This window comes from Methylobrevis pamukkalensis, from assembly GCF_001720135.1.
Classification (GTDB): domain Bacteria; phylum Pseudomonadota; class Alphaproteobacteria; order Rhizobiales; family Pleomorphomonadaceae; genus Methylobrevis; species Methylobrevis pamukkalensis.
Window position 1 is genome coordinate 1 of sequence record NZ_MCRJ01000137.1, and the last position, 9,165, is coordinate 9,165.

Annotated in this window: 7 protein-coding genes and 1 pseudogene; 2 read left to right on the forward strand and 6 right to left on the reverse strand. The window is 69.3% G+C overall.

The features are described from left to right. The 6 genes and pseudogenes from A6302_RS17755 to A6302_RS17775 all read right to left on the reverse strand — a co-directional run. The coding region (locus A6302_RS17755) for a DUF4167 domain-containing protein (RefSeq protein ID WP_169833617.1) at window positions 1-965 on the reverse strand (965 nt) is incomplete at its 3' end. 626 nt (window positions 966-1,591) lie between these two features. Continuing rightward, complete coding sequence (locus tag A6302_RS25885; RefSeq protein ID WP_210183378.1) at window positions 1,592-1,837, reverse strand: class I SAM-dependent methyltransferase; 246 nt, start codon at window positions 1,835-1,837, stop codon at window positions 1,592-1,594. Window positions 1,838-1,898: 61 nt separating this feature from the next. Beyond that, window positions 1,899-2,483: a N5-glutamine methyltransferase family protein gene (locus tag A6302_RS17760; RefSeq protein ID WP_210183379.1), complete on the reverse strand. Its 585-nt coding sequence runs from the start codon at window positions 2,481-2,483 to the stop codon at window positions 1,899-1,901. After that, window positions 2,480-3,556 carry a peptide chain release factor 1 gene (gene prfA / locus A6302_RS17765; RefSeq protein WP_069308161.1) on the reverse strand — a complete coding sequence of 359 codons (1,077 nt, stop codon included), beginning with the start codon at window positions 3,554-3,556 and terminating at the stop codon, window positions 2,480-2,482. The genes A6302_RS17760 and prfA overlap by 4 nt, the downstream gene beginning before the upstream one ends. A gap of 289 nt (window positions 3,557-3,845) precedes the next feature. Further along, window positions 3,846-6,127 (reverse strand): annotated as a pseudogene (gene ptsP, locus A6302_RS17770) (phosphoenolpyruvate--protein phosphotransferase). 177 nt (window positions 6,128-6,304) lie between these two features. Continuing rightward, entirely contained in the window at window positions 6,305-7,555 is a 1,251-nt protein-coding gene (locus A6302_RS17775; protein WP_069308162.1) for an aspartate kinase, read from the reverse strand. Between the two features lie 209 nt (window positions 7,556-7,764). On the opposite strand from A6302_RS17775, the gene ubiG reads away from it, so the two are divergent. Both ubiG and A6302_RS17785 read left to right on the forward strand, forming a co-directional pair. Next, a complete protein-coding gene (gene ubiG / locus A6302_RS17780) occupies window positions 7,765-8,526 on the forward strand; it encodes a bifunctional 2-polyprenyl-6-hydroxyphenol methylase/3-demethylubiquinol 3-O-methyltransferase UbiG (protein WP_069308163.1) in 762 nt (253 codons plus the stop codon). 160 nt (window positions 8,527-8,686) lie between these two features. Then, window positions 8,687-8,995: a hypothetical protein gene (locus tag A6302_RS17785; RefSeq protein ID WP_069308164.1), complete on the forward strand. Its 309-nt coding sequence runs from the start codon at window positions 8,687-8,689 to the stop codon at window positions 8,993-8,995. The last annotated feature ends 170 nt before the right edge of the window (window positions 8,996-9,165 follow it).

Here is a 9,165-nt window from a genome sequence, read left to right on the forward strand (position 1 = left end):
GGCTTGGGCGCCCCGTGCCGGTTCGGTCCGGGCGACGGGGAACCTGCGCCGCCCATCGGCGGAGGCACGTCGATGAAAGGCTGCGGGGCGTCGAGCGGCATCGGCGCCGGCTGGGCGGCACGCGTCACATGACGCGGCGTCTCCTCGCCGGCATCGGCAGACGCCGGGGCGCGGTAGGGCGCGCGCGGCGCACGCTCGGCGCGCTCCGGACGGGTGTCCGTGCGTTCCGGACGCGTCTCGCTCCGCTCGGACCGCGTATCGGGGCGGGTGTCTGCGCGCGTGTCGGTGCGGGTATCGGTGCGCTCCGGGCGATTGTCGCTGCGCGGCGAACGCTGGTTGCGCTCGGGGCGCGGCGCGCTGTCGGCATAGCTGGCGCGATCCTGATTCCGATCCTGGTTCCGGTCGCTGCTGCGCTCGCGATCGTTGCTGCGGTCGTAGCTCGACCGTTCCTGCTGGCCACGATCCTGATTGCGATCCTGCGGCCCGCGATCCTGACTCCGGTCCTGATTGCGGTCCTGGGGACCACGATCCTGATTGCGATCCTGGCCACGGTCGTTGCTGCGATCGCGGTCGTTGTTGCGATCGTAATTGCCGCGGTTGTCCCGGTTGTCGCGCTCGTAGTTGCCGCGCGGCTGATTCTGGGTGCGGTCGTAGCCGCTGCGGCTGCTGCGGGTCTCCTGGGGCGCCGGCTGGCTTTCCGCATAGCCGCCGTCGAAGCCGTTGTCGCCCTCGCCGTCGAAGTCGCCGTCGCGATCGAAGTCGCGGGTGAAGGACGGCCCCTGCGCATCGGCGATGATGCGGTAATAGTGCTCGGCGTGCTGGAGATAGTTCTCCGCCATCACGCGGTCGCCGGACGACGAGGCATCACGCGAAAGCTGGGAATACTTTTCCGCGATATGCAGGGCCGTTCCGCGAATCTTCACGTCCGGACCGTTGGAATCGAAGCTCTTGGTCAGCGGGTTCACGCTCTTGCGGTTGTTGTTCGGCCGGCCCCGCGAACGCTGCTTGCTGTACTGTCCTTGCCTCATAATGATCCGCTATCTCTCGCAAGCCCGATCTCGACGACAGACGGCCCGCTGCGTGCGGGCCGAGCACCACCCCTGCGGGCGGAGGAACGGCCGGCGACGGGAAACGGGAAGGTCGCAGCGAGGGTGGAGGTTCTGAGATCCACGTCGTTTGCTACTTTCACGAGGCCATCGGGCGTCTGTTCTGTCTCAGGCGATCCAGTCAACACGCATTCCCCGGAGAGACGATCCGCATTCACCGCCGTCGCCCGGAACTGGCCGACGAGGTTGCGATGGTCTGTCTGTCCAATGCGACGAACGAGCCCAAAGCGGAGGCTACAGCCATCCGCTACATGATCGAGGATTGAGGGCGGAAAAGCGCCTGCGTCCCCCCATTGGCCGCAGCGCCCCGGACCCAAGCTCGTGACTCGGTAGGCCGACCGTACCCGCTCGCCGGGGCTTTTCCAAGCCAATTCTTTCGCCTGCGCGATCGGTTCTGCGGGATTTCGCCCGATTTCGGACCGATCCGGCGCCGGGCGATGCATTCGCGCTACACTCCCGGCGCAGAGCCCGTGCAGGCCGTGCGATCATGCCGGCGCCGCCGTCCAGCGCCCCGTCACCACCCGCTCCCGGTTGCCGAGATCGCGGCCGACCGTCACGCCGGAAAATCCTGCGGCGCCAAGAAGTCCGGCGACTTCCGGCCCCTGGTCGTGGCCGATCTCGACGGCGAGCAGGCCGCCGGGCGAAAGGCAGGCCGGGGCGGCAGCGACGATGGCGCGGTAGGCGACAAGCCCGTCGGCGCCGCCATCAAGAGCAAGGCGCGGGTCGTGCACCGCCACCTCCGGGCCAAGGCGTCGATCTCGGCCGCGCGGATGTAGGGCGGGTTGGAGACGATCAGGCCGAACGGACCGGCAATGCCGTCGAGCCAGGATGTGCGCCGGAAGTCGCAGCGGCCGGCAACGCCGTTGGCCACGGCATTGTCCTGCGCGGTCGCCAGCGCGCCCGCCGAAAGATCGATGCCGAGGCGCGCGCGGCCGGCAGTTCGGCCAGCAGCGTGACGAGGATCGCCCCGCTGCCCGTGCCGAGATCGGCGAGGGCGAGGCCCGCGCCATCCGCACCGACGCCGGGGATCGCGCCGCCGCGAACGGCGGCAAGGCAGGTCTCCACCAGCGTCTCGGTGTCGGGGCGCGGCACCAGCGTCTCGGCCGACAGCCGGAACGGCCGGCCGAAGAACTCCCAGGCGCCGAACAGTCGGGCAACCGGCTCGCCGGCGACGCGGCGGGCGACCAGGGCCTCGATCGCGGTGCGTGCCGCCGCATCCGGCGCCTCGTCCGAGCGGGCGAGCAGCCCGGCGGTGTCGGTGCCGAGCACATGGCCGGCGATCAGGCGGGCGTCGAGCGCGGCGGTGTCGCTGCCGGCAGCGGCCAGCCGGTCGCGCCACTGGCGCAGGAGAGTGCCGAGGCTTGCCGGCTCGCTCACGCCTCGGCCTCGGCGAGCAGCCGGGCCTGATGCTCCTGCAGCAGCGCGTCGATCACCTCGTCCAGCGCCTCGCCGGAGACGACCTGCGGCAGCTTGTAGAGCGTCAGGTTGATGCGGTGGTCGGTGACGCGGCCTTGCGGGAAATTGTAGGTGCGGATCCGCTCGGAGCGATCGCCGCTGCCGACCTGGCCCTTGCGGGCGGCGGCGCGCTCGGCGTCGCGCCGCTGGCGGCTCTCGTCGAAGATCCGTGCCCGCAGCATCTGCATCGCCTTCGCCCGGTTCTTGTGCTGCGAGCGCTCGTCCTGCACCGCGACGGCGATGCCCGTGGGCAGATGGGTGATGCGGATCGCCGAATCGGTGGTGTTGACATGCTGGCCGCCGGACCCCGACGAGCGATAGGTGTCGACGCGCAGATCGGCGTCGTTGATCACCACGTCCACCTCCTCCGGCTCGGGCAGCACCGCCACCGTGGCGGCCGAGGTGTGGATCCGCCCGCTCGATTCGGTCTCGGGCACGCGCTGCACCCGGTGGACGCCGGATTCGAACTTCAACCGCGCATAGACGCCGGCGCCCGAGATGCCGGCGACGATCTCTTTATAGCCGCCGACCTCGCCCTCGCTGACCGACAGCACCTCCATCCGCCAGCCGCGCAGGTCGGCGTGGCGCTGGTACATGCGGAAGAGGTCGCCGGCAAACAGCGCCGCCTCGTCGCCGCCGGTGCCGGCCCGCACCTCGATCACCACGCCGAGGTCGTCGGCGGCATCGCGCGGCAGGAGGGCGAGGCGGACCTCGTGGGCCAGGGTCTCGCACTGGGCAGCGACGCCGGGCCGCTCGGCCTCGGCCAGCGCCCGCATGTCGGCGTCGGTCTTCGGGTCGGCGATCAGGCCGTCGAGGCCGGCGAGTTCCTCGGCCGCCGCGCGATAGGCGCGGATGCGGGCCACCACCGGCTCCAGTTCGGCATAGTCGCGCGACAGGCGGACGAAGGTCTCGGCATCCGGCCCGCCGGCGAGGCGGGCTTCGAGAATGGCGAAACGGTCGAGTAGGGCGTCCAGTCTCGCATCGAGGGCGATCATCGTTCAGCGTCCGGATTCTTGTCTGGCCGTCGGCGGAGACGGAAGGCACCGCCGCGACGCCGCCCTCATAGCGCGGCGCGTCGATGCGGGGAAGCGGGGGCGGGAACATCGCTCCTTCCGGCGGAGGGAACCGCAGCCGGGTCAGGGCGCCAAAACCACGCCCGGCGGAGGGAACCGCAGCCGGGCGGGCAGCCCCGCCCCACGCCGGCGGAGGGAACCGCAGCCGGTTTGGGCAGCCCCGCCCCACGCCGGCGGAGGGAACCGCAGCCGGTTTGGGCAGCAAAAACCCCTAGCCGGTGAGGGGCACGCCGTTGCGTTCGGCAAAGGCCGTCACCAGCGCACGGATCTCCGCGCCGGAGGTGACCCCGCTGTCGGGATCCAGCGCGGCCTCGAGCTCGGCCCGCAGGGCGCCGAGGTCGAGTTCGCGGAACATCGCCTTCACCGGACCGACCGCCGACGGCGTCATGGAGATGGTCCGGTAGCCGAGCGCGGCGAGAATCATCGCCGTCAGCGGCTGGCTGCCGAGCTCGCCGCAGAGCGCCACCGGCTTGCCGGCGGCCACGGCCTTCGTGACGATCAGTCGCAGGGCCCGCAGGAAGGAGGGCCCAAGCACGTCATAGCGGGTCGAGACGGCGGCATTGCCGCGGTCGACCGCCAGCATGAACTGGAACAGGTCGTTGGAGCCGACCGAGGCGAAGTCCACCTCGCGGTAGAGCTCTTCGAGGCAGAACAGCAGCGAGGGAACCTCGATCATCACCCCGAGATGCAGCTTCGCCGGGGGCGTGTGGCCGTAGCGGTCGAGATGGGCAAGCTCGCGGTCCACCAGCGCACGCGCCCGGCGGAATTCGTCGACCTCGCTGACCATCGGGAACATCAGCCGCAGCTCGCGTCCCCCGGCCGCGCGCAGCAGCGCCCGGATCTGCGTGCGCAGCAGCGCCGGACGATCGAGGCCGAGACGGACGGCGCGCCAGCCGAGCGCGGGATTCTCCTCGGCGGTCGCCCGGATGTAGGGCAGCACCTTGTCGCCGCCGATGTCGAGCGAGCGGAAGGTCACCGGCCGGTCGCCGGCCGCGTCCAGCACTCTCGAATAGAGCACCTGCTGGGCGCCGGGGCGCGGGAAGGTCGCCGACACCATGAACTGCAGCTCGGTACGGAACAGGCCGACGCCATCGGCGCCCGATTCGTCGAGATGCGGCATGTCGTAGACGAGGCCGGCATTCATCATCAGTGCCATGCGCACGCCGTCGCGCGTGGTCGGCGGGAATTCGCGCAGCAGCCGGTAGCGCTCCTGGCGCCGGGCGCGGAACTTCACCTTCTCGGCAAAGGCCTGCTCCACCTCCGGCGGCGGCCGCAGGTGGATCTGGGCCAGCTCGCCGTCGACGATGATCGCATCGCCCTCCTCGGCGAGCGAGACCGCGTCCTGCGCCTGGGCCACGGCGGCGATGTTGAGCGCGCGCGCGACGATCGCCACATGGCTCGACGGCGAGCCCTCCTCCAGCACGAGACCACGGATCTTCTCGCGGTCGTAGTCGAGCAGCTCGGCCGCGCCCATGTTGCGGGCGACGATGATCGCGTCCTTCGGCAGGTTCTCCCCGGCGTGCTGGTCCTTGCCGATCAGCTCGCGCAGCAGGCGGAAGGTGAGGTCGTCGAAATCGTGCAGGCGTTCGCGCAGATAGGGGTCGTTCTGGCGCATCATCCGCGCGCGGGTGTCGGACTGGACGCGCTCGACCGCGGCCTCGGCGGTGAGGCCGGAGCGGACCACCGCCTCCTCCATCCGCCGCACCCAACCGCGGTCGTGGGCGAACATGCGGTAGGCCTCCAGCACGTCGCGATGCTCGCCGTGGTGGGAGATCTCGCGGCGGGCCAGCATGTCGTCGACGGAGAGGCGCAGGCTGGTGATCGCGCCTCGAGCCGCTTCAGCTCTTCTTCCGGATCCTCGGCGATGAGATTGGTGACGACCACGCGCGGCTCGTGCAGCACCACATAGCCGAGGCCGACGCCGTCCGAGAGGCCGACGCCCTCCAGCGACACCGGACGCCCGGCCTCGAGGATGGTCGGCTCGGGCGACAGCTTGGAAAGCTCGCCGGCGGCGATCATTTCCGCGATCACCATCGCGGTGGTCTGCAGCGCCTCTTCCTCTTCTTCCGAATAGGACTTCCGGACGCGGTTCTGGACGACGAGCACGCCGAGCGTGCGTCCTGCCCGCAGAATCGGCACGCCGAGGAAGGAGTGATAGATCTCCTCGCCGGTTTCCGGCAGGTAGGCGAAGGCCGGATGATGCTGGGCGTCGGGCAGATTGAGCGGCGAGGCGGTGGCGGCGATGCTGCCGACGAGACCCTCGCCGAGCCGCAGGCCGGCCTTGTGCACCGCCTCCGGGTTGAGGCCTTCGGTGGCATAGAGTTCGAGGACGCCGTCGCCGCGCAGCACATAGACCGAACAGACCTCGGCAACCATGTTGGCCGCGATCACCGTGACGATCTTGTTGAGCCGGTCCTGCGCGCTGATCGGCTCCGCCATCACCTCGCGGAGACGGCGCAGCAACACGCGCGGACCAACGAGTGTCCCCCGCATCGTCCGCCTTCCCCCGATCGCGCGCGACCGCCTGCGGCGCGCGCATGGATGCCCCTCGGCTGCGAAGGGTGCAATTCCCGGTCCACCGGTCCTGCCCGTGCCGGCCTCGGCAGCGGGCGTAACCGGTTCGTCCGCCACCGGATGACGGTCACATGTCCGGATCGAGATCCTTCGCGATCAGGCCTTGTCCAGTTCGTATAGCGAGTGGAGAGTCCTGACGGCAAGCTCGGTGTAGGCCGCATCGATCAGAACCGAGATCTTGATCTCGGAGGTGGTGATCGCGCGGATGTTGATCGACTTCTCCGCCAGCGCCTTGAAGGCGGCGGCGGCGACGCCGGCATGGCTGCGCATGCCCATGCCGATCACCGACACCTTGCACACGTCCGTGGCGCTTTCCAGCGATTCGAACTCGAAGCTGTCGCTGGACTTCACGACGCTGACCGCCCGCTCGTAGTCGGCGAGCGGCACGGTGAAGGTGATGTCGGTGAACTTGCCGTCCGACGAGATGTTCTGGACGATCATGTCGACGTTGATGTTGGCTTCCGCGAGCGGGCCGAACACGGCCGCGGCGACGCCCGGCTTGTCGGCGACCCGGCGCAGCGAGATCTGGGCCTCGTCCTTGGAATAGGCGATGCCGGTGACGACCTGTTGTTCCACGATTTCTTCCTCGTCGCATATGAGCGTGCCGTAGGGATCGCCGTTCGGCATCACCCGCACGGAATCCGGCGCCTCGAAACTGGAGCGCACGAAGGTACGAACGCCGTGCACCATCGCAAGTTCGACGGACCGCACCTGCAGCACCTTCGAGCCGAGCGACGCCATCTCCAGCATCTCCTCGAAGGAGACCTTGTCGAGGCGGCGCGCCTTCGGAACGATCCGCGGATCGGTGGTATAGACGCCGTCGACGTCGGTGTAGATGTCGCAGCGGTCGGCCTTGATCGCGGCGGCGACCGCCACCGCGCTGGTGTCGGAGCCGCCGCGGCCGAGCGTCGAGATCCGGTTGTCCGGCGCGATGCCCTGGAAGCCGGCGATCACCGCCACCTGGCCCATCTGCAGCCGCTCGACCAGCAACGCGCCGTCGATCTCGGCGATGCGGGCGGCGCCGTGGGCGGCGTCGGTGCGGATCGCGATCTGCCAGCCCTGCCAGGAGCGGGCGTTGACGCCCATGTCCTGCAGCACGATGGCGAGAAGACCGGAGGTGACCTGTTCGCCGCTCGCCACCACCGCGTCGTATTCCCGCGCGTCGTGCAGCACGGAGGCACCGCGGCACAGGGCGACGAGCTCGTTGGTCTTGCCCGACATCGCCGACACGACGACGGCCACCTCGTGGCCGGCGGTCACTTCGCGCTTCACATGCGCCGCGACGTTGCGGATACGGTCGAGGTCGGCGACGGACGTGCCGCCGAATTTCATCACCAGACGGGCCATCACTCGGTCACTTTGCGGGCGCGACATATGTATCACGCATGTGGCGTGACCGTCGCGCGGGGAGAGAGCAGACACGGCCCCGCGGCCGCGCGGGCCTCCATTACAGGAACGTCGCCGAAGCCGCAACGTCCGGCGCATTTTCCTTGACAACCACCGGCCGCGAGCCGACCTCTCCGGCAGGACAGCCGCCGAGACAGGAGAGACCGACCATGACCGATGCCGCGACAGAGGCCCCCCGCGTCTCCACGGTCGATCCGGCCGAGGTGGAGCGCTTCTCGAGGATCGCGGCGGAATGGTGGGATCCCCACGGCAAGTTCCGCCCGCTGCATCGCTTCAATCCGGTGCGTCTCGGCTATCTCAAGCGCGAGATCTGCGCCCACCACGGCCGCGACGAGCGGACGGTGCGCGGGCTGGACGGTCTGTCCGTGCTCGACATCGGCTGCGGCGGCGGCCTTCTGTGCGAGCCGCTCGCCCGCCTCGGCGCGCGCGTCACCGGCATCGATCCGTCCGTGACCAACATCGAGGTCGCCAGGCTGCACGCCGCCGGCGTCGGCCTCGACATCGACTACCGGGCCGTCACCGCCGAGGATCTCGGCGCCACCGGCGTCACCTGTGACGTGGTGCTGGCGATGGAGGTGGTCGAGCATGTGGCCGACGTGCCGGCGTTCCTCGCCGCCTGCGCCGCGCTGGTGCGGCCCGGCGGGCTGATCGTGCTCTCCACCATCAACCGCACGGCCAAGGCCTTCGCCCTGGCGATCGTCGGCGCCGAATACGTGCTGCGCTGGCTGCCGCGCGGCACCCATTCCTACGACAAGCTGGTCCGTCCCGAGGAGATCGAGGGGCCGCTGCAGGGCCTCGGCTTCACCCTGCTCGACCGACGCGGCGTGGTGTTCGATCCGCTGCGCGGCAACTGGGCGGAGTCCACGGATACCGACGTCAACTACATGGTGGTCGCCGCCCGTCCTTCCTGAGCAGAATCGCAAGCCTGACCTGAGCAGACATGCGCGCGGTGGGCATCTGCTCTTATTTTTATCGACAGGTAAAATTATAACGATCGTGGTATACCACAGTCCAGATCAAGGACGGTTGGGGCCCAGCGCTCGCACCGTCAGATGCTTTGACGGGACTGCCATGCGATACGCCTTCGACATGCGGATGCAATGCTACGATCCGCAAGCCCTCTTCGAGGAAGCCCTTGCCCGCGCCGCCGCCAACGACATCGGCCGCGACATGTACATGCGCGCCCGGGACGCAGCCGGCGACGGCATCGCCTTCGACGTCAAGGCGCTGCTCACCCTCTCCTCGCCGCTCAAGGGCTGCGACGTGATCGTCGCCGGCGCCCGCCGCGTCGTCGATTTCGAGGCACCGAAAGCCGAGACAGCGACGACCGATCGCGATGGCGAGGTCTGCCGTCCGTCGATCGTGCGCAACGGGCGCTGATTGCCCGCGCGGCAACGATCAGGGCGCGATATCGCCCTCGAAAATCCGCTCCCGATCTTTCTTTGAACGTCACGAAATACCGCGGGATTCCGCGGTATATTTCGTTGTGAACCAACTCTATTCAGCCAGCCCGTCCGGATATTTTCGACCTTCGACGTGCAACGGCGGCG

Coding starts and splice junctions, on each gene's coding strand:
- ubiG (WP_069308163.1), top strand. CDS start 7,765: ATGACCGATGCCGCGACAGAGGCCCCCCGCGTCTCCACGGTCGATCCG.
- prfA (WP_069308161.1), bottom strand. CDS start 3,556: ATGATCGCCCTCGATGCGAGACTGGACGCCCTACTCGACCGTTTCGCC.
- A6302_RS17785 (WP_069308164.1), top strand. CDS start 8,687: ATGCGATACGCCTTCGACATGCGGATGCAATGCTACGATCCGCAAGCC.
- A6302_RS17775 (WP_069308162.1), bottom strand. CDS start 7,555: ATGGCCCGTCTGGTGATGAAATTCGGCGGCACGTCCGTCGCCGACCTC.